The 22,796-nt window shown below is 57.1% G+C and carries 37 protein-coding genes; 33 read left to right on the top strand and 4 right to left on the bottom strand.

The window, feature by feature from the left end:
- Positions 1-7: 7 nt before the first annotated feature.
- The 3 genes from bioH (at position 8) to AC1IN8_RS18770 (ending at position 1,935) form a co-directional block, all read left to right on the top strand.
- Complete coding sequence (gene bioH, locus AC1IN8_RS18760; RefSeq protein ID WP_479760107.1) at positions 8-772, top strand: pimeloyl-ACP methyl ester esterase BioH; 765 nt, start codon at positions 8-10, stop codon at positions 770-772.
- A 71-nt stretch (positions 773-843) separates the two neighbouring features.
- Positions 844-1,077 carry a flagellar hook protein FlgE gene (locus AC1IN8_RS18765; protein WP_042648867.1) on the top strand — a complete coding sequence of 78 codons (234 nt, stop codon included), beginning with the start codon at positions 844-846 and terminating at the stop codon, positions 1,075-1,077.
- 96 nt (positions 1,078-1,173) lie between these two features.
- Positions 1,174-1,935: a putative metalloprotease CJM1_0395 family protein gene (locus tag AC1IN8_RS18770; RefSeq protein WP_479760109.1), complete on the top strand. Its 762-nt coding sequence runs from the start codon at positions 1,174-1,176 to the stop codon at positions 1,933-1,935.
- 69 nt (positions 1,936-2,004) lie between these two features.
- On the opposite strand, the gene AC1IN8_RS18775 is transcribed toward AC1IN8_RS18770, so the two are convergent.
- Both AC1IN8_RS18775 and greB read right to left on the bottom strand, forming a co-directional pair.
- A complete protein-coding gene (locus AC1IN8_RS18775) occupies positions 2,005-4,317 on the bottom strand; it encodes a Tex family protein (protein WP_479760111.1) in 2,313 nt (770 codons plus the stop codon).
- A gap of 217 nt (positions 4,318-4,534) precedes the next feature.
- Positions 4,535-5,008 (bottom strand): transcription elongation factor GreB, encoded by a 474-nt coding sequence (greB, locus tag AC1IN8_RS18780; protein ID WP_025325381.1) that lies wholly within the window; start codon positions 5,006-5,008, stop codon positions 4,535-4,537.
- Between the two features lie 225 nt (positions 5,009-5,233).
- On the opposite strand from greB, the gene ompR reads away from it, so the two are divergent.
- Positions 5,234-5,953 (top strand): osmolarity response regulator transcription factor OmpR, encoded by a 720-nt coding sequence (gene ompR / locus AC1IN8_RS18785; RefSeq protein WP_025325382.1) that lies wholly within the window; start codon positions 5,234-5,236, stop codon positions 5,951-5,953.
- Complete coding sequence (envZ, locus tag AC1IN8_RS18790; protein ID WP_202047958.1) at positions 5,950-7,260, top strand: two-component system sensor histidine kinase EnvZ; 1,311 nt, start codon at positions 5,950-5,952, stop codon at positions 7,258-7,260. The genes ompR and envZ overlap by 4 nt, the downstream gene beginning before the upstream one ends.
- 37 nt (positions 7,261-7,297) lie before the next feature.
- Here envZ and AC1IN8_RS18795 read toward each other — a convergent pair whose 3' ends face one another.
- On the bottom strand, positions 7,298-8,212 hold the full coding sequence (locus tag AC1IN8_RS18795; protein WP_479760113.1) for a DMT family transporter: 915 nt from the start codon (positions 8,210-8,212) through the stop codon (positions 7,298-7,300).
- A gap of 356 nt (positions 8,213-8,568) precedes the next feature.
- On the opposite strand from AC1IN8_RS18795, the gene rpsJ reads away from it, so the two are divergent.
- The 28 genes from rpsJ (at position 8,569) to rplQ (ending at position 22,191) form a co-directional block, all read left to right on the top strand.
- Positions 8,569-8,880: a 30S ribosomal protein S10 gene (gene rpsJ, locus AC1IN8_RS18800; protein WP_005307944.1), complete on the top strand. Its 312-nt coding sequence runs from the start codon at positions 8,569-8,571 to the stop codon at positions 8,878-8,880.
- A gap of 22 nt (positions 8,881-8,902) precedes the next feature.
- Positions 8,903-9,535 carry a 50S ribosomal protein L3 gene (gene rplC, locus AC1IN8_RS18805; RefSeq protein ID WP_010672559.1) on the top strand — a complete coding sequence of 211 codons (633 nt, stop codon included), beginning with the start codon at positions 8,903-8,905 and terminating at the stop codon, positions 9,533-9,535.
- A 17-nt stretch (positions 9,536-9,552) separates the two neighbouring features.
- Complete coding sequence (gene rplD, locus AC1IN8_RS18810) at positions 9,553-10,158, top strand: 50S ribosomal protein L4 (protein ID WP_025325386.1); 606 nt, start codon at positions 9,553-9,555, stop codon at positions 10,156-10,158.
- Complete coding sequence (gene rplW, locus AC1IN8_RS18815) at positions 10,155-10,457, top strand: 50S ribosomal protein L23 (RefSeq protein WP_005331199.1); 303 nt, start codon at positions 10,155-10,157, stop codon at positions 10,455-10,457. The genes rplD and rplW overlap by 4 nt, the downstream gene beginning before the upstream one ends.
- Positions 10,458-10,472: 15 nt before the next feature.
- Positions 10,473-11,294 (top strand): 50S ribosomal protein L2, encoded by an 822-nt coding sequence (rplB, locus tag AC1IN8_RS18820; protein WP_005331177.1) that lies wholly within the window; start codon positions 10,473-10,475, stop codon positions 11,292-11,294.
- Between the two features lie 22 nt (positions 11,295-11,316).
- A complete protein-coding gene (gene rpsS / locus AC1IN8_RS18825) occupies positions 11,317-11,595 on the top strand; it encodes a 30S ribosomal protein S19 (RefSeq protein WP_005307960.1) in 279 nt (92 codons plus the stop codon).
- A 10-nt stretch (positions 11,596-11,605) separates the two neighbouring features.
- Positions 11,606-11,950 (top strand): 50S ribosomal protein L22, encoded by a 345-nt coding sequence (gene rplV, locus AC1IN8_RS18830; protein WP_005319741.1) that lies wholly within the window; start codon positions 11,606-11,608, stop codon positions 11,948-11,950.
- Positions 11,951-11,953: 3 nt separating this feature from the next.
- A complete protein-coding gene (gene rpsC, locus AC1IN8_RS18835; protein WP_005331168.1) occupies positions 11,954-12,667 on the top strand; it encodes a 30S ribosomal protein S3 in 714 nt (237 codons plus the stop codon).
- A 13-nt stretch (positions 12,668-12,680) separates the two neighbouring features.
- A complete protein-coding gene (gene rplP / locus AC1IN8_RS18840; RefSeq protein ID WP_005307963.1) occupies positions 12,681-13,094 on the top strand; it encodes a 50S ribosomal protein L16 in 414 nt (137 codons plus the stop codon).
- On the top strand, positions 13,094-13,285 hold the full coding sequence (gene rpmC, locus AC1IN8_RS18845) for a 50S ribosomal protein L29 (protein WP_005307965.1): 192 nt from the start codon (positions 13,094-13,096) through the stop codon (positions 13,283-13,285). The genes rplP and rpmC overlap by 1 nt, the downstream gene beginning before the upstream one ends.
- Positions 13,285-13,533, top strand: coding sequence for a 30S ribosomal protein S17 (gene rpsQ, locus AC1IN8_RS18850; protein ID WP_005307966.1), 249 nt, complete (start codon positions 13,285-13,287; stop codon positions 13,531-13,533). The genes rpmC and rpsQ overlap by 1 nt, the downstream gene beginning before the upstream one ends.
- Positions 13,534-13,681: 148 nt before the next feature.
- Entirely contained in the window at positions 13,682-14,050 is a 369-nt protein-coding gene (gene rplN / locus AC1IN8_RS18855) for a 50S ribosomal protein L14 (protein WP_005307975.1), read from the top strand.
- A gap of 11 nt (positions 14,051-14,061) precedes the next feature.
- Positions 14,062-14,379, top strand: a complete 318-nt coding sequence (gene rplX / locus AC1IN8_RS18860) for a 50S ribosomal protein L24 (RefSeq protein ID WP_025325387.1) — start codon at positions 14,062-14,064, stop codon at positions 14,377-14,379.
- Between the two features lie 13 nt (positions 14,380-14,392).
- Positions 14,393-14,932 (top strand): 50S ribosomal protein L5, encoded by a 540-nt coding sequence (rplE, locus tag AC1IN8_RS18865; protein ID WP_005331162.1) that lies wholly within the window; start codon positions 14,393-14,395, stop codon positions 14,930-14,932.
- Between the two features lie 10 nt (positions 14,933-14,942).
- A complete protein-coding gene (rpsN, locus tag AC1IN8_RS18870) occupies positions 14,943-15,248 on the top strand; it encodes a 30S ribosomal protein S14 (protein WP_005331161.1) in 306 nt (101 codons plus the stop codon).
- A 19-nt stretch (positions 15,249-15,267) separates the two neighbouring features.
- Positions 15,268-15,660 (top strand): 30S ribosomal protein S8, encoded by a 393-nt coding sequence (gene rpsH / locus AC1IN8_RS18875; RefSeq protein ID WP_010672564.1) that lies wholly within the window; start codon positions 15,268-15,270, stop codon positions 15,658-15,660.
- Between the two features lie 13 nt (positions 15,661-15,673).
- Complete coding sequence (gene rplF, locus AC1IN8_RS18880; RefSeq protein ID WP_025325388.1) at positions 15,674-16,207, top strand: 50S ribosomal protein L6; 534 nt, start codon at positions 15,674-15,676, stop codon at positions 16,205-16,207.
- Positions 16,208-16,216: 9 nt separating this feature from the next.
- Positions 16,217-16,570 (top strand): 50S ribosomal protein L18, encoded by a 354-nt coding sequence (rplR, locus tag AC1IN8_RS18885; RefSeq protein ID WP_025325389.1) that lies wholly within the window; start codon positions 16,217-16,219, stop codon positions 16,568-16,570.
- 14 nt (positions 16,571-16,584) lie between these two features.
- The gene (gene rpsE, locus AC1IN8_RS18890; protein WP_005340605.1) at positions 16,585-17,085 is read left to right on the top strand and encodes a 30S ribosomal protein S5; all 501 of its coding nucleotides are present in this window, start codon (positions 16,585-16,587) and stop codon (positions 17,083-17,085) included.
- A 6-nt stretch (positions 17,086-17,091) separates the two neighbouring features.
- Positions 17,092-17,271, top strand: a complete 180-nt coding sequence (gene rpmD, locus AC1IN8_RS18895; protein WP_005307985.1) for a 50S ribosomal protein L30 — start codon at positions 17,092-17,094, stop codon at positions 17,269-17,271.
- 2 nt (positions 17,272-17,273) lie between these two features.
- On the top strand, positions 17,274-17,711 hold the full coding sequence (gene rplO, locus AC1IN8_RS18900; protein WP_025325390.1) for a 50S ribosomal protein L15: 438 nt from the start codon (positions 17,274-17,276) through the stop codon (positions 17,709-17,711).
- A gap of 8 nt (positions 17,712-17,719) precedes the next feature.
- A complete protein-coding gene (gene secY / locus AC1IN8_RS18905; protein WP_042652867.1) occupies positions 17,720-19,048 on the top strand; it encodes a preprotein translocase subunit SecY in 1,329 nt (442 codons plus the stop codon).
- A 27-nt stretch (positions 19,049-19,075) separates the two neighbouring features.
- Entirely contained in the window at positions 19,076-19,189 is a 114-nt protein-coding gene (gene rpmJ, locus AC1IN8_RS18910; RefSeq protein ID WP_005319705.1) for a 50S ribosomal protein L36, read from the top strand.
- 139 nt (positions 19,190-19,328) lie between these two features.
- Positions 19,329-19,685, top strand: a complete 357-nt coding sequence (rpsM, locus tag AC1IN8_RS18915; protein ID WP_005307991.1) for a 30S ribosomal protein S13 — start codon at positions 19,329-19,331, stop codon at positions 19,683-19,685.
- A 14-nt stretch (positions 19,686-19,699) separates the two neighbouring features.
- Positions 19,700-20,089, top strand: a complete 390-nt coding sequence (gene rpsK, locus AC1IN8_RS18920) for a 30S ribosomal protein S11 (protein WP_005319702.1) — start codon at positions 19,700-19,702, stop codon at positions 20,087-20,089.
- A gap of 39 nt (positions 20,090-20,128) precedes the next feature.
- The gene (rpsD, locus tag AC1IN8_RS18925; protein WP_010672568.1) at positions 20,129-20,749 is read left to right on the top strand and encodes a 30S ribosomal protein S4; all 621 of its coding nucleotides are present in this window, start codon (positions 20,129-20,131) and stop codon (positions 20,747-20,749) included.
- 25 nt (positions 20,750-20,774) lie between these two features.
- Positions 20,775-21,764 carry a DNA-directed RNA polymerase subunit alpha gene (locus AC1IN8_RS18930; protein WP_005307997.1) on the top strand — a complete coding sequence of 330 codons (990 nt, stop codon included), beginning with the start codon at positions 20,775-20,777 and terminating at the stop codon, positions 21,762-21,764.
- A gap of 43 nt (positions 21,765-21,807) precedes the next feature.
- Positions 21,808-22,191: a 50S ribosomal protein L17 gene (gene rplQ, locus AC1IN8_RS18935; protein ID WP_005307999.1), complete on the top strand. Its 384-nt coding sequence runs from the start codon at positions 21,808-21,810 to the stop codon at positions 22,189-22,191.
- A 376-nt stretch (positions 22,192-22,567) separates the two neighbouring features.
- Here rplQ and AC1IN8_RS18940 read toward each other — a convergent pair.
- Positions 22,568-22,796 (bottom strand): hypothetical protein (locus AC1IN8_RS18940; protein WP_479760117.1); only part of this gene is annotated, 229 nt, incomplete at its 5' end.

The raw sequence follows: 22,796 nt of genomic DNA on the forward strand, positions 1-22,796 counted from the left end.
AGTCTAGATGAGCGTATCGGTTGAGCGGTTTGGCCAGGGTCAGGACCTGGTGTTGTTGCATGGCTGGGGCATGAATGGTGCTGTCTGGCACGGTATTGCCCAGCAGTTGGCGGCCCACTATCGGTTGCACCTGGTGGACTTGCCCGGGTTTGGCAACAGCCCCCTGCACGAGGGGAGTGACTACTCCCTGCCCTGGCTGGCGGAGCAGGTCGCCACCGTCCTGCCGGAAAAATGCCATCTGCTCGGCTGGTCCCTCGGCGGCCTGGTGGCGAGCCAGCTGGCCCTGACCCGGCCCGAGCGCCTCCACTCCCTCATCACGGTCGCCAGCTCCCCCTGCTTCATGGCCCGCGATGAGTGGCCAGGGATAGCCCCCAAGGTACTGACCGGCTTCAACCAGATGCTGGCGGGGGACTTCATGCAGACCATAGAGCGCTTCCTGGCGATCCAGGCCATGGGCAGCGAGCATGCCAGAAACGACATTCGCCAGTTGCGCCACTGGCTGGCGGAGCGTCCGGCTCCCCGGCTTGCGGCGCTGGAGGCGGGTCTCGGCCTGCTGGCCGACGTGGATCTGCGGGATGCGCTGGTCGGTCTGGAGCTGCCCTGGCTGCGCATCTATGGCCGGCTGGATTCCCTGGTGCCCAAGGCGGCCATACCGCTGCTGGACGAGCGCTACCCCGCGAGCCGCAGCCTGGTGCTGGAGAAGGCCTCCCACGCCCCCTTTATCTCCCACCCGGCCCAGTTCATCGACATGGTGCGGCAGTTTGTCGGCTGAAAAGTGAGCGGAAGGCTTCAATAATCCCGCAAGCTGGTGAATAATCAGCCAACCATGAAAGGAGTGAGCCGATGCGTATCGATTCTGCCATGACCACTGGCGTACAGGGATTCCAGCGGGCCGAACAACTGGCCGGCCAGGCATCCGGCCAGCTTGCCCGCCTCAACACCCCGTCGGGCGATCAGGTACAGGTGACGGACGAGCTGGTGAATCTCAAGGTGGCCGAGCTGCATGCCGGCGCCTCCGCCAAGGTGATCCAGACCGCCAGCGACATGCTGGGCACCCTGATCGACATCAAGGTGTGAGATGAACGTCAACGTCGCTCTGCCATCCTTCATCCCCCATCGTCTGCAACCACAGGCTGACATGGTTGGGGAGCTTGATCGACATCAGGGTATGAGATGAACATCAACGTCAGTCTGCCGCTTCTGATCTCCAATCAGCTGCAGCCGCAGACGGAATCGGCGCAGACTGACAACCGCCGCGCAGAACTGGTGCCTCCCAGCCGCCAGAGCGAGGCGTCCAACGCCGAGTCCGGCGTCGCCTCCCAGAAAGACAAGTCCAGAGCCGCCCAGGCCAATTCCAATCCGCCTGCCGCTTCGACCCGGGATAACGCGCAGGCCGGCCCGACGACCCCGTCCCATCGCTTCGTCGAGGCCACGGGGGAGGAGAGCCAGCGCCGGCAGCAGCAGGATCCCGAACAGCAGGAGCAACAGAGGCAGCAACGCCAGCTGGCCGCGCTGGTGGAGCGGGATCTCGAGGTGCGCAAGCATGAGCAGGCGCACCAGACGGCAGGCGGCGAGCATGCGGGCAGCCCCAGCTACCAGTTTTCCCAGGGGCCGGATGGCAAGCGTTACGCCACCGGGGGTGAGGTGGCCATCGACATCGGCACCATCCCGGGCGATCCGGCTGCCACCATCGCCAAGATGCAGCAGGTGCGTGCCGCCGCCCTGGCACCGGCAGAACCCTCGTCACAGGATCTGAGCGTGGCCCGCGCCGCCTCTGCCAAGGAAGCCCAGGCCCGCAAGGAGCTGATGACCCTCAGGCAGGAAACCACAGGTCCGCTCGGTGCCTATATGGACAACCGAAATCAGGTGATTGCCAGGCACTATCAGCAAGCGGTGAGGCCGGCTTCCCCACATAGCTTGAGTCAGGACGTCTGATCCCGTCCCGTGCCAACGCGGTGCAGACAAGAAAAAGCCCCTTTCGGGGCTTTTTGCATTGTCGGGATCTTATTTCTTCAGCTTGGAGAGGGCGGCGGCGAAGGCGTTGCCCATGGCACCACCGGCAGGGGCGCCCTGTTTCGGCTCCTGTCTGGGTCTGGTGCTGCCTGTACCCGATGGGCGGGATTCCGCCGGCTTGCGGGCGGGTTGTCCCGCTTTCTCGTCGAGGCGCATGGTCAGGCTGATGCGCTTGCGCGGTGCATCCACCTCCAGCACCTTGACTCGCACTATGTCCCCCGCCTTGACCACCTCGCGGGGATCCTTGACGAAGCGGTCGGTCAGGGAGGAGATGTGCACCAGGCCGTCCTGATGGACGCCGATATCGACGAAGGCGCCGAAGTTGGTGACATTGGTGACCACCCCTTCCAGCACCATCTCGGGCACCAGGTCGCTGATTTTCTCCACCCCTTCCTTGAAGGTCGCGGTCTTGAACTCGGGGCGCGGGTCGCGGCCCGGCTTGTCCAGCTCGCCGATGATGTCGGTGACTGTGGGCACGCCGAACTGCTCGTCCGTGTAGTCGGCCGGTTTCAGGCTGCGCAGCAGGCTGCTGTTGCCGAGCAGGCTCTCCACTGTATGTTCCAGCTGGGCGAGGATCCGCTCCACTACCGGATAGGACTCCGGGTGCACCGCCGAGCCGTCGAGGGGATTGCTGCCGCCGCGAATACGCAGGAAGCCGGCGCACTGCTCGAACGCCTTGGGCCCGAGCCGGCTCACCTTCAGCAACTGCTGACGGCTCTTGAAGGCGCCGTGCTCATCCCGGTAGGCGACTATGTTCTGGGCCAGTGTCAGGGAGAGGCCGGAGACCCGGTTGAGCAGGGCGACCGAGGCGGTATTCACATCCACACCGACCGCGTTCACGCAATCCTCGACCACGGCATCCAGCCGGCGGGCCAGCTGGCTCTGGCCGACGTCGTGCTGATACTGGCCCACCCCGATGCTCTTGGGATCGATCTTGACCAGCTCGGCCAGGGGGTCCTGCAGGCGGCGGGCGATGGAGACGGCGCCACGGATGGAGACGTCGAGATCCGGGAACTCCTGGGAGGCGAGCTCGGAGGCGGAGTAGACAGAGGCCCCCGCTTCGCTCACCACGATTTTCTGCGCCTTGGAGGCGGGGTAGCGCTCGAACAGATCGCTCACCAGCCGGTCGGTCTCCCGGGAGGCGGTGCCGTTGCCTATGCTGATGAGTTCCACCTTGTGCTTCTGGCACAGCTCGCTCAGGGTCTTGAGGCTCTGATCAATCTGGCGTTTCGGTTCGAACGGATAGATGGTGGCGTGATCGACCAGCTTGCCGGTGGCATCCACCACGGCCACCTTGACCCCGGTGCGGATGCCCGGGTCCAGCCCCATGGTGCAGCGCATGCCGGCCGGCGCCGCCATCAGCAGATCCTTGAGGTTCATGGCGAATACCTTGATCGCCTCGTCTTCGGCACTCTCGCGCACCCGGCCGATAAGCTCTGTCTCCATCTGGAGCGACAGCTTGATCTTCCAGGTCCAGCTCACCACCCCCTGCAGCCACTTGTCCGCCGGGCGGTTCTGCAGATTGAGCCTGAGGTGGTGGGCGATGATCCCTTCGCAGGGGCTGGCACTCTCATCGTCACCCGTGACCAGCGCCAGGTTGAGGATCCCCTCGTTGCGGCCGCGCAGCATGGCCAGCACCCGGTGGGAGGGGGCCTTGTGCAGGGGCTCGTCGTGCTCGAAGTAGTCCTTGAACTTGGCCCCTTCCTGCTCCTTGCCCGCCACCACCCGGGCGCGCAGGGTGGCGTTCTGCCACAGGTAGTCCCGCAGCTTCTCAAGGAGATCCGCCTGCTCGGCGAAGCGCTCCATCAGGATGTAGCGGGCGCCGTCGAGGGCCGCCTTGCTGTCGGTGATTCCCTGTTCGGCATTGAGGAAGCTGGCCGCCGCTTGCTCCGGATCCTGCATGGGGTCGGTGAGCAGCAGGTTGGCCAGCGGCTCCAGCCCGGCTTCGATGGCCATCTGTCCCTTGGTGCGACGCTTGGGCTTGTAGGGGAGGTAGAGGTCTTCCAGCCGGGTCTTGCTGTCGGCACCGTTCAGCTCGCGGGCCAGCTCGGGAGTCAGCTTGCCCTGCTCCTCGATGGAGCGAATGATCACCTGGCGGCGATCTTCCAGCTCACGCAGATAGCCGAGGCGGCTCTCCAGGGTACGCAGCTGACTGTCGTCCAGACCGCCGGTCACCTCCTTGCGATAACGGGCGATGAAGGGAACGGTCGAGCCTTCATCCAGCAGGCGCACGGCGGCCTGCACCTGTTCCGGGCGGGCATTCAGCTCACCGGCAATCTGTCTCTCAATTACATGGCTGTGCATCTGGAGTCTCTGTGGTCGGGTCTGTCCAACGGGCCGGCAGTGGCTGGGAATGGTCGCGGCGGGCTCGCCAGCTGACTCCCGGTGCGCCTCTGCGGCCGGTGTGCGCCTTGCGGCGCCGGGTGTGAGCACTATATGAGGTCGACGCTGGGGATGCCACCCCGGGCAAGGCGCCAGCCTGACCCCGAGGGGATGGGCTGGCCCGCGCTCCCCGGCAGGATCACTTGGGGTAGCTGATGTCGTTGACATACCAGCAGGCGTCACCCACTGGCGTACGCACAATGGCCTCGTCGCCGACCTCTTTCTTGAGCAGGGCGCGGGCCATGGGGGAGTCGATGGAGATGTAATCCTTGCGACCGAAGATCTCGTCATAGCCGACGATGCGAAAGCGCTTGGTCTCTCCCTCTTCACTCTCCACCTCGACCCAGGCGCCGAAGAACACCTTGCCCTCCTGGGAGGGGGAGTAATCGACTATGGTCAGCTCCTCCAGGCACTTGCGCAGGTAGCGGACCCGGCGGTCTATCTCCCGCAGCCGCTTCTTGTTGTACTGGTAGTCGGCGTTCTCGCTGCGATCCCCGAGGCTCGCCGCCCAGGCCACCTTCTTGGTGACCTCGGGTCTCTCCTCGCGCCACAGGGTGTCGTGTTCCTGCCGGAGCTGGTTGTAGCCTTCACGGGTGATGAGTTTGGTTTTCATGGGCTTATCAGTCCCTGCTGCCTGCGTGGCGGGTTGCGTCGTCTTGCTCGGGATCTTAGCCATTGGCGTCCGAGTGTCGAGCAGAAATGCATGGCGAGCGGCTCGTTCGGCACCGCACCATCCCCGGGATCCCCCGGCCAAGGGTAATAACCGGTAACATATTTATGCTTTGTGGTTGCCAGAGCGGGCCCTAGTATTGGGAGGAGACAGAGAGGAGAGGCGGCAATGAGTCAGCAATACAAGGTCCTGGTGGTCGACGACGACCTGAAACTACGCTCCCTGCTGGAGCGTTACCTCACCGAACAGGGATTTGTGGTGCGAGGCGTTGCCAACGGGGAGCAGGCGGATCGTCTGCTGACCCGCGAGAACTTCAGCCTGATGGTGCTCGACCTGATGCTGCCGGGGGAGGACGGGCTCTCCATCTGCCGCCGTCTGCGGGAGGCGGGCAACCAGATCCCGGTGCTGATGCTCACCGCCAAGGGAGACGAAGTGGATCGCATCGTCGGGCTGGAGATGGGGGCCGATGACTATCTGCCCAAGCCGTTCAACCCCCGTGAGCTGCTGGCCCGGATCCGCGCCGTGCTGCGCCGTCATACCGTCGAGCTGCCCGGTGCACCGTCCACCGCCGAGAAGATGGTGAGCTTTGGCGCCTATCAACTCAACCTGGCGACCCGCGAGCTGAGTCGCGACGGGGAGCCGGTCGCCCTGACCAGCGGCGAGTTTGCCGTCCTCAAGGTATTGGTGAGCCACCCCCGCGAGCCGCTCTCCCGGGACAAGCTGATGAACCTGGCCCGGGGGCGGGAGTACACAGCCACAGAGCGCAGCATAGATGTGCAGGTCTCCCGCCTGCGCCGGCTGCTGGAGCAGGACCCGGCCCAGCCCCGTTACCTGCAGACGGTGTGGGGCCTGGGCTATGTCTTCGTGCCGGACGGTGACGGGGAATGAAAAAAGTGGGCAGCATGTTCTCCCGCATGCTCTGGTTCCTGGCCGCCGTGCTGGTGGTCTATCAGGTTGTTTCCTACGCCACCTTCTACAACTATCTGCTGGCGCCCACCGTCAAGCAGATCAGTCACCTGCTGGCCAATCAGGTCAAGCTCATCTTCCCGGTCGACAGCAACCAGCTTGCCCTGAGCGAGGATGCCGAGGCGCTGGTCTATGTGACCACGGGCAGCGACATCTACACCCAGAGCGAGGCGGAGCAGCACGGACTCAAGGAGTCCAAGCCCTACCCCTATCTGGAGGAGAACATCAGTCGGGAGCTGAAGGGGGAAACCAGGGTCAGGGTCGAGATCCAGGATCACTACATCATCTGGATCCAGCCGCCCCAGGCCAGCCAGATGTGGGTACGCATCCCCCTGACCGAGATCGAGGATGACGACATAGAGCCCCTCATCATCTACATGAGCGTGCTGCTGGTGGTGACCCTGTTTGCCGCCTGGCGTTTCGCCCGCCAGCTGGTGCGGCCGCTGGAGGATCTGGAGGCGGGGGCCGTGGCGGTGGCGCGAGGCAACTTCCCCGATGCCCTGGGAGAGCACGGTTCGCGGGAGGTGCGCCGCCTGACCCGCACCTTCAACCACATGTCGCACTCCATCAAGGGCCTTATCGAAGAGCGCAACCTGATGATGGCCGGGGTCTCCCACGATCTGCGCACGCCCCTGACCCGCATCCGGCTGGCGACCGAGATGATGTCCTCGGGGGACGAGTATCTCAAGGAGAGCATCAATGCGGACATCGACGAGTCCAACGGCATCATAGACCAGTTCATCGACTACATACGCCCGAACGAGGGGCTGGATGCCCAGCCCATCGATCTGACCCAGCTCATCCACGATGCGCTGCTGATGCAGACCGATCAGGGGCTGGAGGTGGAGCTGCTCCTGCCGGAGCAGGCGGTGCGGGTGGCCTGCCATCCCATCAGCATTCGCCGCATCCTCAACAACCTGTCGGGCAATGCGGTGCGCTACGGCGCGACCCGGCTGCAGGCGGAGTTGAAGGACGATGGTCACTGGGTCAGGTTGCGGCTCTCCGACAATGGCCCCGGGATAGCAGAGCAGGACTATTCCCGGGTGCTCAAACCCTTTACCCAGGGCAATGTGGCGCGCACCGGCGGCGGCAGTGGCCTGGGGCTGGCCATAGTCGCCAAGATAGTCTCCCAGCACCACGGCACCATCAGGCTGGGCCGCTCCGAGCTGGGAGGCTTGCTGGTGGAGATCCGGCTACCCAAGCACCAGCCGCTGGAGTGGATGGATTGAACGAAGGGCGCATCTGTGGATGCGCCCTTCTGCATTGTCAGGCTTGTGGCTCGGCTGTCTTGCGGTAGCGCTTGCCGTATTTGAGTTGCTGGATCAGCAGGGCGGCGACGATCAGCGCCAGCCCTATGGGAGTGGCCGGGTGGATGCTCTCGCCGATCAACAGGTTGAGCAGTACCAGCGAAGCAAACGGCGAGATGAAGATAAGGTTGCTGATGGGGGCCGTGTTGGTGGCGTGGCGCAGGGCCATCAGCCAGAGCACGAAGCCGAAGCCCATCTCGAACAGCCCCACATAGATGGCACCGAGCCAGCCCTGCCAGGCGGTCATGGCAAAGTCGGCGAGCAGCCAGGTCGCCACCACGATGAAAGGCAGGCTGATGAGAAAACCCAGCAGCAGGCTGACGATGGGATCCCCCTGATTGCGGGTATTGAGGATCCAGTAGCCCGCCCAGATGAGGGTCGAGACCAGGGCCAGCGTCACGCCGAGCGGGCTGTCGAATTGCAGGCCGAACACATCCCCCCTGGTGGCGATCACCAGGGCGCCGAAGTAGCCTAGCACTATGGCCACGCCGTCACGGCGACGGAGCTTCTGGCCGAGGAAGGGGACGGCCAGCAAGCTCAAGGTGATGGCCCAGGTGTAGTTGAGGGTCTGGGCCTGCTGGGCCGGCAGCAGATCATAGGCCTTGAACAGCAGCAGATAGTAGAGGAAGGGGTTCAGCACCCCCAGGGCCAGATAGTAGAAGGGGCGGGCCCTGAGATAGCTCAGCAGCAGGGGCAGCTTGCCCTGGATCGTCACGATGGAGCCCAGGGTCAGGGTCGAGGTGATGGCGGCGACCAGCAGCAGCTGCACCGGCTCGAAGTAGGCGAGGGAGATCTTGAAGGCGGTGGCCACCGTCGACCAGAGGGCGACGGCGCAGAGTCCGTATTGATAGGCTTTCTTCTGATTCTTGAGCATCGGGGTCGTTCCGCTGACTGAGGCAAGGGGGCAGTCTATCAGCCTGTTTGCAACATTGTCGTTACCGCTTTGTGGCGGGCAGGGGAGCGATCGCCGGCGAGATCCATCCGCCACACAAAATTGCGCACAATCTGTCCGCCTTCTCTTGCGCGAATTGAAAAAATCCGTATAATCCCCTCCGCTTGCCCATGAGGCATGCCAGACGATATGTCTGCTTGCTGAGCTTCCCGTTTACGAGTCGCCAGCCATACAGTCCTCCCGATATGGGGGGAAACGTGAAAAATCGCACCTCTGGCGGGAGTATTCCCGGTCGGGCGGTGTTGATTTATGTTCTTTTATCTATTGGAGCTCTGTCAATGCAGAACCAAAGAATCCGTATCCGCCTGAAGGCTTTTGATCATCGCCTGATCGATCAATCCACTGCGGAAATCGTTGAAACTGCAAAGCGCACCGGCGCGCAGGTTCGCGGTCCTATTCCGCTGCCGACTCGCAAAGAGCGCTTCACCGTCCTGATCTCCCCGCACGTCAACAAAGATGCGCGTGATCAGTACGAGATCCGCACTCACAAGCGTCTGGTAGACATCGTTGAGCCGACTGACAAGACCGTAGACGCCCTGATGCGTCTGGATCTGGCAGCTGGTGTAGACGTCCAGATCAGCCTGGGTTAATTACGGAAAGAGGTTGATAACAATGACAATCGGTCTTGTAGGTCGCAAAGTGGGTATGACTCGCATCTTCACTGAAGATGGCGTTTCTATCCCGGTGACTGTTATCGAAGTTGAAGCTAACCGTGTAACTCAGGTCAAATCTGTAGAAACCGACGGCTACAACGCTATTCAGGTTACCACTGGCGCCAAAAAAGCCAGCCGTGTGACCAAGCCGGAAGCTGGCCACTTCGCCAAAGCTGGTGTAGAAGCCGGTCGCGGTCTGTGGGAATTCCGCCTGAACAACGGTGAAACTTTCACTGTTGGTAGCGAGCTGAAAGTAGATCTTCTCGCTGACGTTAAGCTGGTAGACGTTACCGGCACATCCAAGGGTAAAGGTTTTGCCGGTACTGTTAAGCGCTGGAACTTCCGCACCCAGGATATGACCCACGGTAACTCCCTGTCCCACCGTGTACCTGGCTCCATCGGTCAAAACCAGACCCCGGGCCGTGTATTCAAGGGCAAAAAGATGGCTGGTCACATGGGTGCTGAGCGTGTAACGACTCAGAACCTGGAACTGGTTCGTGTTGACGCTGAACGCAACCTGCTGCTCATCAAAGGCGCAGTACCGGGTGCAACCAACGGCAACGTGATCGTCAAACCTGCCGTCAAAGCGTAACGTCTGAGGAGATAGTAATGGAATTGGTAATGAAAGACGCCAAGAGCGCTCTTGAAGTTTCCGAGACTACCTTCGGGCGCGAATTCAACGAAGCTCTGGTTCACCAGGTCGTCGTTGCATATGCCGCTGGTGCCCGTCAGGGTACTCGTGCGCAGCTGACTCGCTCTGAAGTGTCTGGTGGCGGCAAAAAGCCGTGGCGTCAGAAGGGTACTGGTCGTGCCCGTGCTGGCTCCATCCGTTCGCCCATCTGGCGTTCCGGTGGTGTGACCTTTGCTGCTAAGCCGCAAGATCACAGCCAGAAAGTAAACAAGAAGATGTACCGCGGCGCTATCCGTAGCATCCTGTCCGAGCTGGTACGTCAAGAGCGCCTGATCGTTGTCGAGAAATTCGGCATCGAAGCGCCGAAGACCAAAGAACTGATCGCCAAGCTGAAAGAAATGGAACTGACTGACGTTCTGATCGTGACTGCTGAAGTCGATGAGAACCTGTTCCTGGCTGCTCGCAACCTGTACAAGGTCGACGTGCGTGATGTTGCCGGTATCGACCCGGTCAGCCTGATCGCTTTCGACAAGATTCTGATGACTGCTGACGCAGTTAAGCAAATCGAGGAGATGCTGGCATGATCCGCGAAGAACGTCTGTTGAAAGTTCTGAAGGCTCCGCACATCTCTGAAAAGAGCACCATGGTCGCAGAAAAGCAGAACACTATCGTGTTCAAAGTTGCTGTTGATGCCACCAAGGCGGAAGTCAAAGCTGCAGTTGCGAAACTGTTCGAGGTCGAAGTTGAGACCGTCCGTACCCTGAACATGAAGGGTAAGACCAAGCGCTCAGGTGCGCGTGTAGGCCGTCGTTCCGATTGGAAAAAGGCTTATGTGACCCTGAAAGCTGGTCAGGACATCGACTTCATGGGCGCAGCCGAGTAAGAGGAGTTCTCAAAAATGGCAATCGTTAAGTGCAAGCCTACTTCTCCGGGCCGCCGCCACGTCGTCAAGATCGTCAACCAAGAGCTGTACAAGGGCAAGCCCTTCGCCGCTCTGCTGGACAGCAAAAGCAAGTCCGGTGGTCGTAACAACAACGGCCGTATCACTACCCGTCATATCGGTGGTGGTCACAAGCAACACTACCGTATCGTCGACTTCAAACGCGACAAAGACGGCATTCCGGCCAAAGTAGAGCGTCTGGAATACGATCCTAACCGTACCGCAAACATCGCCCTGGTGCTGTATGCAGACGGTGAGCGTCGTTACATCCTGGCTCCGAAAGGCCTGAAAGCAGGTGATGCTATCGCTTCTGGTGCTGATGCTGCGATCAAGGTAGGTAACTCCCTGCCGATGCGTAACATCCCGGTTGGTTCTACCGTTCACGCCGTAGAAATGAAGCCTGGTAAAGGTGCTCAGCTGGCTCGTTCCGCTGGTACTTTCATCCAGATTCTGGCTCGTGAAGGTAACTATGTAACTCTGCGTCTGCGTTCCGGCGAAGTACGTAAAGTTCTGGCCGAGTGCCGCGCCACCATTGGTGAAGTGGGTAACTCCGAGCACATGCTGCGTCAACTGGGTAAAGCCGGTGCAAACCGCTGGCGTGGTATTCGTCCGACCGTTCGCGGTATGGCGATGAACCCGGTTGATCACCCGCACGGTGGTGGTGAGGGTCGTAACAAGGGCATGCAGCCTGTGTCCCCATGGGGCCAGAAGGCTAAGGGCTTCAAGACCCGTAAGAACAAGCGTACCGACAAGTACATCGTACGTCGTCGTAACAAGTAATTGTTAACATAGAGGAATCACCATGCCACGTTCTCTCAAGAAGGGTCCATTTATTGACCTGCACTTGCTGAAGAAGGTAGAGAAAGCGGTGGAAAGCGGGGATAAAAAGCCGGTTAAGACCTGGTCCCGTCGTTCAATGATCATCCCGAACATGATCGGTTTGACCATCGCTGTCCATAATGGTCGTCAGCACGTTCCGGTTTTCGTTACCGAAGAAATGATCGGTCACAAACTGGGTGAATTCGCACCGACTCGTACTTATCGCGGCCATGCTGCTGATAAGAAGGCTAAGAAGCGCTAAGGGATAAATGATGGAAGCTATCGCTAAACACCGTTATGCCCGTACTTCTGCCCAGAAAGCTCGTCTGGTAGCCGATCAAGTACGTGGTCTGTCCGTAGACAAGGCTCTGAACATCCTGACCTTCAGCCCGAAAAAGGCTGCGGTTCTGGTGAAGAAAGTGCTGGAATCTGCCATTGCAAACGCTGAGCACAACGAAGGCGCCGACATCGACGCCCTGCGTGTTGCCACCATCATGGTAGACGAAGGTCCCTCCATGAAGCGCATCCGCCCGCGTGCCAAAGGTCGCGCGGATCGTATCCTCAAGCGTACCGCTCACATCACTGTAGTGGTATCCGACGCTAAGGCTGGGAGATAAGCAATGGGTCAGAAAGTACATCCTAATGGCATTCGCCTGGGTATTACCAAGCCTTGGAATTCTACCTGGTTCGCGAACACCAAAGACTTCGCTGACAACCTGTACAGCGATTTCCAAGTACGCCAGTTCCTGACCAAGGAGCTGAAAAACGCTTCCTTGTCCAAGATCACCATCGAGCGTCCGGCCAAGAGCATCCGTGTGACCATTCACACCGCTCGTCCGGGTGTCGTGATCGGCAAGAAAGGCGAAGACGTTGAGAAACTGCGCAAAGCTGTAGCCGCTATTGCTGGCGTGCCTGCTCAGATCAACATTTCCGAAGTCCGCAAGCCGGAGCTGGATGGCAAACTCGTTGCCGACAGCATCACTTCTCAGCTGGAACGTCGCGTAATGTTCCGTCGCGCTATGAAGCGCGCCGTACAGAACGCCATGCGCCTGGGTGCCAAGGGCATCAAAGTAGAAGTGTCCGGTCGTCTGGGCGGCGCTGAAATCGCGCGTACCGAATGGTACCGTGAAGGTCGTGTGCCTTTGCACACCCTGCGTGCCGACATCGACTACGCAACTTCTGAAGCCCACACCACTTACGGTGTGATCGGCGTCAAAGTTTGGATCTTCAAGGGCGAAGTTCTGGGCGGTCTGGCTGCTGTTAACGCTGCCGCTGCTCAAGAGCAAGCTCCTGCAAAGCCCAAGCGTGACAACAAGCGCCGCGCTGCTAAGTAAGGAGATTCGGTAAATGTTGCAACCTAAGCGTACTAAATTCCGCAAGACCCATAAGGGTCGTAACCGCGGTCTGGCCAACTCTGGTAACGAAGTATCCTTCGGTACCTTTGGCCTGAAGGCGACATCTCGTGGTCAACTGACTGCTCGTCAAATCGAAGCAGCCCGTCGTGCCATGACCCGTCACGTAAAGCGTCAAGGTAAGATCTGGATCCGTGTGTTCCCGGACAAGCCCATCACCGAAAAGCCCCTCGAAGTTCGTATGGGTAAAGGTAAGGGTAACGTGGAATATTGGGTCTGCCCGATCCAGCCTGGCAAGGTTCTGTACGAGATGGATGGTGTACCTGAGGCTCTGGCGCGTGAAGCGTTTGCCCTGGCCGCAGCTAAGCTGTCCGTTCAGACCACTTTCGTAATTAAGACGGTGATGTGATGAAAGCCCAAGATCTGCGTCAAAAGAGCGTCGAAGAACTGAACCAGGAGCTGCTGGGTCTGCTGCGTGAGCAATTCAACATGCGCATGCAAGCTTCCACCGGCCAACTGGCTCAGACTCACACTCTGAAACAAGTGCGTCGTGACGTCGCACGTATCAAGACTGTACTGACTGAGAAGGCAGGTGCGTAATGACTGACAAGATCCGTACTCTGCAAGGTCGTGTAATCAGCGACAAGATGGACAAGTCCATCACCGTCGCTATCGAGCGCAAGGTAAAGCACCCGATCTACGGTAAGATCATCAAGCGCACTACCAAGCTGCACGTACATGACGAGAACAACGAGTGTAAAGCTGGCGATCTCGTGGAAATCCGCGAATGCCGCCCGCTGTCCAAGACCAAGTCCTGGACCCTGGTTGCTGTCGTAGAAAAGGCCTAATTCGGTACTTTCTAGCCCAAACGGCCCCCCATCGGGGCCGTTTGTTTTTTAGGCTACCTTTTCAAAAATACCTGTGTTATAGTTTCGCGCCTTTTGAAGGCAGCCAGATCCCATCAGGGATAAGAAGTAAACAAAGCGGAGCACTAAGATGATCCAGATGCAAAGTATGCTGGGTGTTGCCGACAACTCCGGCGCTCGCAGTGTAATGTGTATTAAGGTTCTGGGTGGTTCGCACCGCCGTTATGCCGGCATCGGCGACATCATCAAGGTTTCCATCAAGGAAGCTATTCCTCGCGGTAAAGTGAAGAAAGGTGATGTGTATAACGCGGTGGTCGTACGCACCCGTAAAGGCGTTCGTCGTCCGGACGGCTCTGTCATCCGTTTCGACAACAATGCGGCTGTGTTGCTTAACAACAACCAACAGCCAATCGGTACTCGTATTTTTGGCCCGGTGACCCGTGAACTCCGTAATGAGAAGTTCATGAAGATTGTGTCCCTGGCACCCGAAGTACTGTAAGGAGTCGAACGATGGCAGCTAAAATCCGTCGCGAAGACGAAGTAATTGTTCTTACCGGCAAAGACAAGGGCAAGCGTGGCAAAGTCACTCAAGTCCTGATTGCAAAAGGTAAGGTAATCGTGGAAGGCATCAACCAGGTGAAGAAACACCAGAAGCCGGTACCCGCACTGGGTCAGGCTGGCGGTATCGTCACCAAAGAAGCCCCCATCGATGTATCTAACATCGCGCTGTTCAACTCTGCCACTGGCAAGGCTGACCGCGTTGGTTTCCGGATTGAAGACGGCAAGAAAGTCCGTTTCTTCAAATCCACCGGCGAACTTGTGAAGTAATTGGAGTTTAACGATGGCGAAACTGCATGATTACTACAAATCCGATGTAGTAAATGAACTGTCCAAGCAGTTCGGTTACAAGACTATCATGCAAGTCCCTCGGATCGAGAAAATCACCCTGAACATGGGTGTTGGTGAAGCGATCTCTGACAAGAAGTTGCTGGAAAATGCTGCTGCCGATATGGCTGCCATTTCCGGTCAGAAACCGCTGATCACCAAAGCACGCAAATCTGTTGCGGGCTTCAAGATTCGTGAAGGCTACCCGATAGGTTGTAAAGTAACCCTGCGTGGCGAGCGTATGTGGGAGTTCCTGGAACGGCTGATTTGCATCTCCGTACCGCGTATCCGTGACTTCCGTGGTCTGAACGCCAAGGCGTTCGATGGCCGTGGTAACTACTCCATGGGCGTGCGTGAGCAAATCATCTTCCCGGAAATCGACTATGACAAGGTCGATCGCGTCCGTGGTCTGGATATCACCATCACCACTTCCGCGAATACCGACGAAGAAGGCCGTGCTCTGCTGGCTGCCTTTAACTTCCCATTCCGCAAGTAAGGTTAGGGTTATGGCTAAAACATCCATGAAAGCACGTGAAGCAAAGCGTGCGAAGCTGGCAGCCAAGTTCGCGACCAAGCGTACCGAGCTGAAAGCTATCATCGTTGATATGAACGCTTCTGAAGAAGCGCGTTGGGATGCTGTCTTGCAACTGCAACAGCTGCCCCGTGATTCCAGTCCGTCCCGCCAGCGTAACCGTTGCAACATCACTGGTCGTCCGCACGGTTTCCTGCGGAAGTTTGGCCTCTCTCGCATCAAGGTGCGTGAGCATGCCATGAAGGGCGAAATTCCGGGCCTCAAAAAGGCCTCTTGGTAAGAATCTCGGGAGTTAGACTATGAGCATGCAAGATCCGATCGCGGATATGCTGACCCGCATCCGTAACGGTCAGGCGGCGAGCAAAGTTGCGGTTTCCATGCCTTCTTCCAAGCTGAAAGTGGCTATCGCCAAAGTGCTGAAGGAAGAAGGTTACATCGCTGGCTACAACGTAGCTGGTGACGTGAAGCCGGAACTGGAAATTGAATTGAAATATTTCCAGGGCAAGCCGGTTGTAGAACTGATCCAACGCGTGAGCCGTCCCGGCCTGCGTATTTACAAGCGCACTACTGATCTGCCGAAAGTCATGGGCGGTCTCGGTGTTGCTATCGTGTCCACGTCTAAAGGTGTGATGACCGACCGTGCTGCCCGTAAGGCAAGCATGGGTGGTGAGATCATCTGCTACGTCGCTTAATAGGAGGTCGGAAATGTCTCGCGTTGCTAAGGCACCCGTCACTATTCCTGCTGGCGTAGAGGTGACTCTGAACGGTCAGGAACTGTCCATCAAAGGTGGTAAAGGTTCTCTGGTTCGTTCCATCCACGCCGGTGTAGAAGTGACCAAAGAAGACAATGTACTGAAGTTCGCCCCGCGCGACGGCATCGCTGGTGCTGACGCTCAGGCCGGTACTGCACGTGCATTGGCTAACAACATGGTAATCGGTGTTACCCAAGGCTTCGAGCGTAAGCTGCAGCTGGTTGGTGTAGGCTACAAAGCCTCCATCAAGGGCAATGCTGTCGCGCTGGCTCTGGGCTTCTCTCACCCGGTTGAGCATGCGCTGCCGGCTGGTGTCACCGCTGAATGTCCGTCCGCCACAGAGATCATTCTGCGTGGTGTGGACAAGCAGCTGGTTGGCCAAGTCGCCGCCGATATCCGTGCTTACCGCGCTCCGGAGCCCTACAAGGGCAAGGGTGTACGCTATGCCAACGAGCAAGTGCGTACTAAAGAAGCTAAGAAGAAGTAAGGTAACACTATGGACAAGAAAGCAGCTCGTCTCCGTCGTGCTACTCGTGCTCGGAAAAAGATGCAGGAACTGGGAGCTACCCGTCTGGTTGTTCACCGTACCCCGCGTCATATCTATGCGCAGGTTATCGCAGCCAACGGTTCCGAAGTTCTGGCCTCTGCTTCTACAGTAGAGAAAGCCATCAGTGAAGCTATTAAATACACCGGTAACGCAGATGCTGCTACCGCTGTAGGTAAAGCAATCGCTGAGCGTGCTATTGCCAAAGGCGTTCAGAACGTATCTTTCGATCGTTCCGGTTTCAAGTATCACGGTCGTGTAGCCGCTCTGGCTGCCGCTGCTCGTGACGCTGGTCTTCAGTTCTAAGCTAGGAGTCGAAGATGGCTAAAGTCGAATCTCAAGCCGGCGAACTGCAAGAAAAGCTGATTGCAGTAAACCGTGTTTCGAAAACTGTTAAAGGTGGTCGTATCATGTCCTTCACCGCGTTGACCGTGGTGGGTGATGGTAACGGCCGTGTAGGTTACGGTTACGGTAAGGCCCGTGAAGTTCCGGCTGCCATTCAAAAGGCAATGGAACAGGCTAAGCGTAACCTGAACAAGGTTGAGCTGAACAATGGCACTCTGCACCACCCGGTGCGCGGTGTTCACTCCGGTTCCACCGTGTTCATGAAGCCGGCCTCACAAGGTACTGGTATCATTGCAGGCGGCGCCATGCGTGCTGTGCTGGAAGTTGCCGGTATCCACAACGTGCTGGCCAAGACCTACGGTTCCACCAACCCAATCAACGTTGTTCGCGCAACTGTAGACGCTCTGGTTCACGGTCAATCACCGGAACAGATCGCTGCCAAGCGTGGTCTGCGCGTTGAAGAAATTCTGGGGTAATGCGACATGGCTAACACTGTAAAAGTAACTCAAACTCGCAGCTCTATCGGCCGTCTGCCAAAGCACAAGGCGACTCTGCGTGGTCTGGGTCTGCGTCGCATTGGTCACACCGTTGAGCTGGAAGATACTCCCTGCGTACGCGGCATGATCAACCAGGTTTATTACATGGTTAAGGTGGAGGGCTAAGCATGCGTCTGAATACTCTGTCTCCGGCCGCTGGTTCCAAGCGTGTTAAGCACCGTCCGGGCCGTGGTATCGGTTCTGGTCTGGGCAAGACCGGTGGTCGTGGTGTGAAAGGTCAAACTTCTCGTTCCGGTGGCGGTAAAGTCCGCAACGGTTTCGAGGGTGGCCAGATGCCTTTGAAAATCCGTCTGCCGAAGTTCGGTTTCTTCTCTCGCAAATCTTTGGTTTCTGCCGAAGTGCGCCTGAACGAAATCGCCCTGGTAGAAGGTGATGTGGTCGATCTGAGCACTCTGAAGCAAGCCGGTGTTGTTACCAAGAACATCGTTTTCGCTAAAGTTGTTCTGTCTGGCAACATTGACCGTGCTGTGACCGTTCGTGGTCTGTCCGTCACCAAAGGTGCACGCGCAGCCATCGAGGCCGCTGGCGGTAAAATCGAGGAATAATCAGTACAATGGCTAAGAAACCAGGATTGGATGTTAAAGCACAAGGTGGTCTGAGTGAACTGAAGAGCCGTCTGCTCTTCGTTCTCGGGGCAATTATCGTGTTCCGCGCAGGCTCTTATGTGCCGATTCCTGGTATTGACGCCGCCGTACTGGCCGAGTTGTTCCAACAACAGAAGGGCACCATCATTGAGATGTTCAACATGTTCAGTGGTGGTGCACTCTCGCGTGCTTCTATTCTTGCGCTGGGGATCATGCCGTACATTTCGGCGTCGATCATTATCCAGCTGCTGACTGTGGTTCATCCTGCTCTTGCTGAACTCAAGAAAGAGGGTGAATCCGGCCGTCGCAAGATTAGCCAATATACCCGTTGGGGCACGCTGGTTTTGGGAACGTTCCAGGCCATTGGTATTGCAACCGGTCTGCCGAATATGATGCAAGGACTCGTGACTCATCCGGGTTTGGGCTTCTATTTCACAGCCGTTGTGAGTCTGGTCACCGGTACCATGTTCTTGATGTGGTTGGGTGAACAGATTACCGAGCGTGGGATTGGTAATGGTATCTCGCTGATTATTTTCACGGGTATCGTTGCTGGTCTGCCTCATGCCATTGGCGCTACGGCCGAACAGGCACGTCAAGGGGAATTGCACATCCTGCTGTTGTTGTTGCTGGGCTTGATTGTTTTCGCAGTGACTTACTTTGTGGTGTTCGTGGAGCGTGGTCAGCGTCGTATCGTCGTTAACTATGCCAAGCGTCAACAAGGCCGCCAGGTATTCGCCGCGCAAAGCACACACCTGCCGTTGAAAGTGAATATGGCTGGTGTGATTCCTGCGATTTTCGCATCCAGCATCATCCTCTTCCCAGGGACCATTACCTCTTGGTTTGGTCAGGGCGAGGGCAAGGTGGCTGATGTCCTGCAACAGGTCTCTATGGTCCTGCAGCCGGGTCAACCCTTGTATGAGATGCTCTATGCAGCAGCCATTATCTTCTTCTGCTTCTTCTATACCGCGCTGGTGTTCAACCCCCGCGAGACAGCAGATAATCTGAAGAAGAGTGGAGCCTTTATCCCGGGGATCCGCCCGGGCGAGCAGACAGCACGTTACATCGATAAGGTTATGACTCGCCTGACATTGGCAGGTGCGCTCTATATAACCTTTATCTGTCTGGTACCCCAGTTCTTGATGACTGCCTGGAACGTACAGTTCTACTTCGGTGGCACTTCGCTGCTGATTATCGTGGTAGTTATCATGGACTTCATGGCTCAGGTTCAGACCCATATGATGTCTCATCAATATGGCGACGTCCTGAGGAAGGCCAACCTGAAGGGCTACGGCCGCTAAAGGTCGGCGTAGTTACGGAGTTAAGCAATGAAAGTTCGTGCTTCCGTTAAGGCAATCTGCCGTAACTGCAAAATCATCAAGCGTCACGGTGTGGTGCGTGTGATTTGCAGCGAGCCAAAGCATAAACAGCGCCAAGGCTAATTTTTTACGGTTAGTACTTGCAACAAATAGTTGTGCTGGCTAATATAGCCAGCCAACTTTTGTTGTGTATTGGTTGACCGCCACGTATCCGCTCACGGGCTTTGTGGTGGTCGTTATCTACTATATGTAGGAGTGAATAGTGGCCCGTATCGCTGGCATTAACATTCCTGACCATAAGCATGCAGTCATTGCGTTGACTGCGATTTATGGCGTCGGTCGTACCCGCTCCAAGGCCATCTGTGCCGCAGCCGGTATCGCTGAGAATGTGAAAATTAAAGACCTGGACGAAGCTCAGATCGAGAGTCTGCGTGAACAAGTAGGTAAATTCACCGTTGAAGGTGACCTGCGTCGTCAGATTTCCATGAACATCAAGCGATTGATGGATCTGGGTTGCTACCGTGGTTTGCGTCACCGTCGTAGCCTGCCTGTTCGTGGTCAACGTACCAAGACCAACGCTCGTACCCGTAAGGGTCCGCGCAAGGCTATCAAGAAGTAACGGGAAGGTAGAAAATGGCTAAAACTCCGACTCGTGCTCGCAAGCGCGTTAAAAAGCAAGTGAGCGACGGTATTGCGCACGTTCATGCATCTTTCAACAACACAATCGTGACCATTACTGACCGTCAGGGCAATGCTCTGTCTTGGGCTACCTCTGGTGGTTCCGGTTTCCGTGGTTCCCGTAAGTCCACTCCGTTTGCTGCCCAGGTAGCTGCTGAGCGCGCTGGTGAGATCGCCAAAGAATACGGCGTGAAGAACCTGGAAGTCATGGTCAAAGGTCCGGGTCCCGGTCGTGAGTCTTCCATCCGCGCTCTGAACGCGGCTGGTTTCCGCATCACTAATATTACTGATGTGACTCCGATCCCGCACAACGGTTGTCGTCCTCCCAAGAAGCGCCGCGTATAACGCTGTAGCTACTTGGTCTAGGATTGTTGGAGAAAGAAGATGGCAAGATATATCGGTCCTAAGCTTAAGCTTAGCCGTCGTGAGGGCACCGACCTCTTCCTGAAGTCTGGTGTTCGTGCGATTGATTCTAAGTGCAAGATTGACACCGTTCCTGGTCAACACGGTGCGCGTAAAGCGCGTCTGTCCGACTATGGCGTGCAACTGCGCGAGAAACAAAAAGTACGTCGTATCTACGGCGTATTGGAAAAACAGTTCCGCAACTACTACCGCGACGCTGCCCGTCAAAAGGGTAACACCGGTGAAAACCTGTTGCAGCTGCTGGAAGGTCGTCTGGACAACGTCGTCTACCGCATGGGCTTCGGCGCCACTCGTGCTGAGTCTCGTCAGCTGGTGAGCCACAAAGCCATCATGGTAAACGGCCGCGTTGTGAATGTTCCTTCTTTCCAGGTATCCCCTGAGGACGTGATCTGCGTTCGCGAGAAGGCTAAGAAGCAAGCGCGTATCAAAGCTTCCCTGGAAGTTGCTGGTCAGCGCGAGAAGCCGACTTGGGTAGAGGTTGACGCTGCTAAGATGGAAGGTGCTTTCAAGCGCCTGCCAGAGCGTTCCGACCTGTCTGCCGACATTAACGAACAGCTGATCGTCGAGCTTTACTCCAAGTAAAGCTAGCTTCTAAAGAGAGGACACAATGCTGGGTTCTGTAACAGATTTTCTTAAACCGCGGCTAGTTGACATCGAGCAAGTTAGCCCGACTCACGCGAAAGTGACTCTCGAGCCGCTTGAGCGTGGCTTTGGTCACACGCTGGGTAATGCCCTGCGTCGTATTTTGCTGTCATCTATGCCCGGTTGTGCAGTTACTGAAGTCGAGATCGACGGAGTTCTGCACGAGTACAGCAGCAAAGAAGGTGTACAGGAAGACATTCTTGAAATCCTGCTCAACCTGAAAGGTATCGCTGTGAAGCTGGAAGGTAAGGACGAGGTAACTCTGTCCCTGACCAAGTCTGGAACAGGCCCCGTTACCGCTGGTGATATCACTCACGGTGATGAAGTCGAGATCGTAAACCCGGAGCACGTAATCTGCCACCTGACAGGGGCCAATGCTGAGATCAGCATGCGTCTGAAAGTTCAGCGCGGTCGTGGTTATGTGCCTGCTTCTGCTCGTGTTCACAACGATGATGAAGAGCGTCCTATTGGTCGCCTGCTGCTGGACTCCGCGTTCAGCCCCATCGTTCGCATCGCCTACAATGTTGAGGCGGCACGTGTGGAACAGCGCACCGACTTGGACAAGCTGGTTATCGACATGGAGACCAATGGTACTCTGGATCCGGAAGAAGCCATTCGCCGTTCTGCCACTATTTTGGCCGAGCAGCTGGAAGCCTTCGTGGATCTGCGCGATGTCAGCGTGCCCGAGAAGAAAGAAGAGAAACCCGAGTTTGATCCGATTCTGCTGCGTCCTGTCGATGATTTGGAGCTGACAGTTCGTTCAGCGAACTGTCTGAAGGCAGAAGCTATCCACTATATTGGTGATCTGGTACAGCGTACCGAAGTTGAGTTGCTTAAAACTCCTAACCTCGGTAAGAAGTCCCTGACTGAGATCAAGGACGTGTTGGCCTCCCGTGGTCTGTCTCTTGGCATGCGCCTTGAGAACTGGCCGCCCGCCAGCATCGCTGACGAGTAATCCAGATTACGGGTTTCACAGATTTAGTTAGAAGGATAAGGTCATGCGCCATCGTTTGAGTGGTCGTCAACTGAACCGGAACAGCAGCCATCGTCAGGCTATGTTCCGCAACATGGCCAGCTCCCTGGTTCGTCATGAGATCATCAAGACGACTCTGCCTAAGGCAAAAGAGCTGCGTCGTGTAGTTGAACCGCTGATCACCCTTGCCAAGACTGATAGCGTTGCTAATCGTCGCCTGGCATTTGCCCGTACTCGCGATAACGCGATCGTGGCTAAGCTGTTCAATGAACTGGGCCCGCGCTACCTGGAGCGCGCCGGCGGTTATACTCGCATTCTGAAATGCGGTTTCCGTGCAGGCGACAACGCCCCTATGGCTTACATTGAGCTGGTAGACCGCCCGGCCGCTGCTGAAGCAGCTGCTGAGTGATAAAGAAAAAGCCGGGCTTGTCCCGGCTTTTCTTTTAATGGATTCTGATACTGCCTCAACTGCCTCAACTGCCTCAACTGCCTCAACTGCCTCAACTGCCTCAACTGCCTCAACTGCCTCAACTGCCTCAACTGCCTCAACTGCCTCAACTGCCTCAACTGCTTCAAGTGTACTGTGGCTATTAACCTAGCCCTTCGTCTACTTCTTCCTTATATAGGTATTCCTCTTCTTTGAGGCGAGCCTTCATTTACCTGATGCAGGGGGGTAAGTACCAACAAGATGCAGAGACCTATACAAGGAACGCTGCCAACTTGTTCCGAACTTAGGTTCACTTTGTGGATAAGCTTGTATAAAAGCTGTGCTTAGTTATGAATAACTAAAAAATTGCCATTTTTTGCAATTTTATTGCTTTGAGGGACTTGCCAGAAAGTTTCAGCTCCCTATAATGCGCCTCCATCGACAGGGCAAGCGGCAACGCAAAAAGCCAAGTCGATACCTCGAAAAGCCTTTGAAAATAAGGCTTGACTCGAGAAGGCGGTTGAGTAGAATTCCACTCCCGCAGCAACACACTGTTGCGTCGCTCTTTAACAATTTGAATCAAGCAA

Source organism: Aeromonas sp. 130281 (assembly GCF_056642115.1).

Excerpts from the sequence above, each read along its gene's own strand:
- rplQ (WP_005307999.1), top strand. The coding sequence starts at position 21,808 with ATGCGCCATCGTTTGAGTGGTCGTCAACTGAACCGGAACAGCAGCCAT.
- rpsD (WP_010672568.1), top strand. The coding sequence starts at position 20,129 with ATGGCAAGATATATCGGTCCTAAGCTTAAGCTTAGCCGTCGTGAGGGC.
- rpsS (WP_005307960.1), top strand. The coding sequence starts at position 11,317 with ATGCCACGTTCTCTCAAGAAGGGTCCATTTATTGACCTGCACTTGCTG.
- rpsN (WP_005331161.1), top strand. The coding sequence starts at position 14,943 with ATGGCTAAAACATCCATGAAAGCACGTGAAGCAAAGCGTGCGAAGCTG.
- AC1IN8_RS18930 (WP_005307997.1), top strand. The coding sequence starts at position 20,775 with ATGCTGGGTTCTGTAACAGATTTTCTTAAACCGCGGCTAGTTGACATC.
- rpmJ (WP_005319705.1), top strand. The coding sequence starts at position 19,076 with ATGAAAGTTCGTGCTTCCGTTAAGGCAATCTGCCGTAACTGCAAAATC.
- rplD (WP_025325386.1), top strand. The coding sequence starts at position 9,553 with ATGGAATTGGTAATGAAAGACGCCAAGAGCGCTCTTGAAGTTTCCGAG.
- secY (WP_042652867.1), top strand. The coding sequence starts at position 17,720 with ATGGCTAAGAAACCAGGATTGGATGTTAAAGCACAAGGTGGTCTGAGT.
- AC1IN8_RS18795 (WP_479760113.1), bottom strand. The coding sequence starts at position 8,212 with ATGCTCAAGAATCAGAAGAAAGCCTATCAATACGGACTCTGCGCCGTC.
- rplP (WP_005307963.1), top strand. The coding sequence starts at position 12,681 with ATGTTGCAACCTAAGCGTACTAAATTCCGCAAGACCCATAAGGGTCGT.
- AC1IN8_RS18770 (WP_479760109.1), top strand. The coding sequence starts at position 1,174 with ATGAACATCAACGTCAGTCTGCCGCTTCTGATCTCCAATCAGCTGCAG.
- rplV (WP_005319741.1), top strand. The coding sequence starts at position 11,606 with ATGGAAGCTATCGCTAAACACCGTTATGCCCGTACTTCTGCCCAGAAA.
- rplE (WP_005331162.1), top strand. The coding sequence starts at position 14,393 with ATGGCGAAACTGCATGATTACTACAAATCCGATGTAGTAAATGAACTG.
- AC1IN8_RS18765 (WP_042648867.1), top strand. The coding sequence starts at position 844 with ATGCGTATCGATTCTGCCATGACCACTGGCGTACAGGGATTCCAGCGG.
- envZ (WP_202047958.1), top strand. The coding sequence starts at position 5,950 with ATGAAAAAAGTGGGCAGCATGTTCTCCCGCATGCTCTGGTTCCTGGCC.
- rpsH (WP_010672564.1), top strand. The coding sequence starts at position 15,268 with ATGAGCATGCAAGATCCGATCGCGGATATGCTGACCCGCATCCGTAAC.
- rplO (WP_025325390.1), top strand. The coding sequence starts at position 17,274 with ATGCGTCTGAATACTCTGTCTCCGGCCGCTGGTTCCAAGCGTGTTAAG.
- rplB (WP_005331177.1), top strand. The coding sequence starts at position 10,473 with ATGGCAATCGTTAAGTGCAAGCCTACTTCTCCGGGCCGCCGCCACGTC.
- rplR (WP_025325389.1), top strand. The coding sequence starts at position 16,217 with ATGGACAAGAAAGCAGCTCGTCTCCGTCGTGCTACTCGTGCTCGGAAA.
- rplC (WP_010672559.1), top strand. The coding sequence starts at position 8,903 with ATGACAATCGGTCTTGTAGGTCGCAAAGTGGGTATGACTCGCATCTTC.
- rpsE (WP_005340605.1), top strand. The coding sequence starts at position 16,585 with ATGGCTAAAGTCGAATCTCAAGCCGGCGAACTGCAAGAAAAGCTGATT.
- rplF (WP_025325388.1), top strand. The coding sequence starts at position 15,674 with ATGTCTCGCGTTGCTAAGGCACCCGTCACTATTCCTGCTGGCGTAGAG.
- rpmC (WP_005307965.1), top strand. The coding sequence starts at position 13,094 with ATGAAAGCCCAAGATCTGCGTCAAAAGAGCGTCGAAGAACTGAACCAG.
- bioH (WP_479760107.1), top strand. The coding sequence starts at position 8 with ATGAGCGTATCGGTTGAGCGGTTTGGCCAGGGTCAGGACCTGGTGTTG.
- rpsK (WP_005319702.1), top strand. The coding sequence starts at position 19,700 with ATGGCTAAAACTCCGACTCGTGCTCGCAAGCGCGTTAAAAAGCAAGTG.
- rplN (WP_005307975.1), top strand. The coding sequence starts at position 13,682 with ATGATCCAGATGCAAAGTATGCTGGGTGTTGCCGACAACTCCGGCGCT.
- rpsQ (WP_005307966.1), top strand. The coding sequence starts at position 13,285 with ATGACTGACAAGATCCGTACTCTGCAAGGTCGTGTAATCAGCGACAAG.
- rplX (WP_025325387.1), top strand. The coding sequence starts at position 14,062 with ATGGCAGCTAAAATCCGTCGCGAAGACGAAGTAATTGTTCTTACCGGC.
- rpsJ (WP_005307944.1), top strand. The coding sequence starts at position 8,569 with ATGCAGAACCAAAGAATCCGTATCCGCCTGAAGGCTTTTGATCATCGC.
- rpmD (WP_005307985.1), top strand. The coding sequence starts at position 17,092 with ATGGCTAACACTGTAAAAGTAACTCAAACTCGCAGCTCTATCGGCCGT.
- ompR (WP_025325382.1), top strand. The coding sequence starts at position 5,234 with ATGAGTCAGCAATACAAGGTCCTGGTGGTCGACGACGACCTGAAACTA.
- greB (WP_025325381.1), bottom strand. The coding sequence starts at position 5,008 with ATGAAAACCAAACTCATCACCCGTGAAGGCTACAACCAGCTCCGGCAG.
- rplW (WP_005331199.1), top strand. The coding sequence starts at position 10,155 with ATGATCCGCGAAGAACGTCTGTTGAAAGTTCTGAAGGCTCCGCACATC.
- rpsC (WP_005331168.1), top strand. The coding sequence starts at position 11,954 with ATGGGTCAGAAAGTACATCCTAATGGCATTCGCCTGGGTATTACCAAG.
- AC1IN8_RS18775 (WP_479760111.1), bottom strand. The coding sequence starts at position 4,317 with ATGCACAGCCATGTAATTGAGAGACAGATTGCCGGTGAGCTGAATGCC.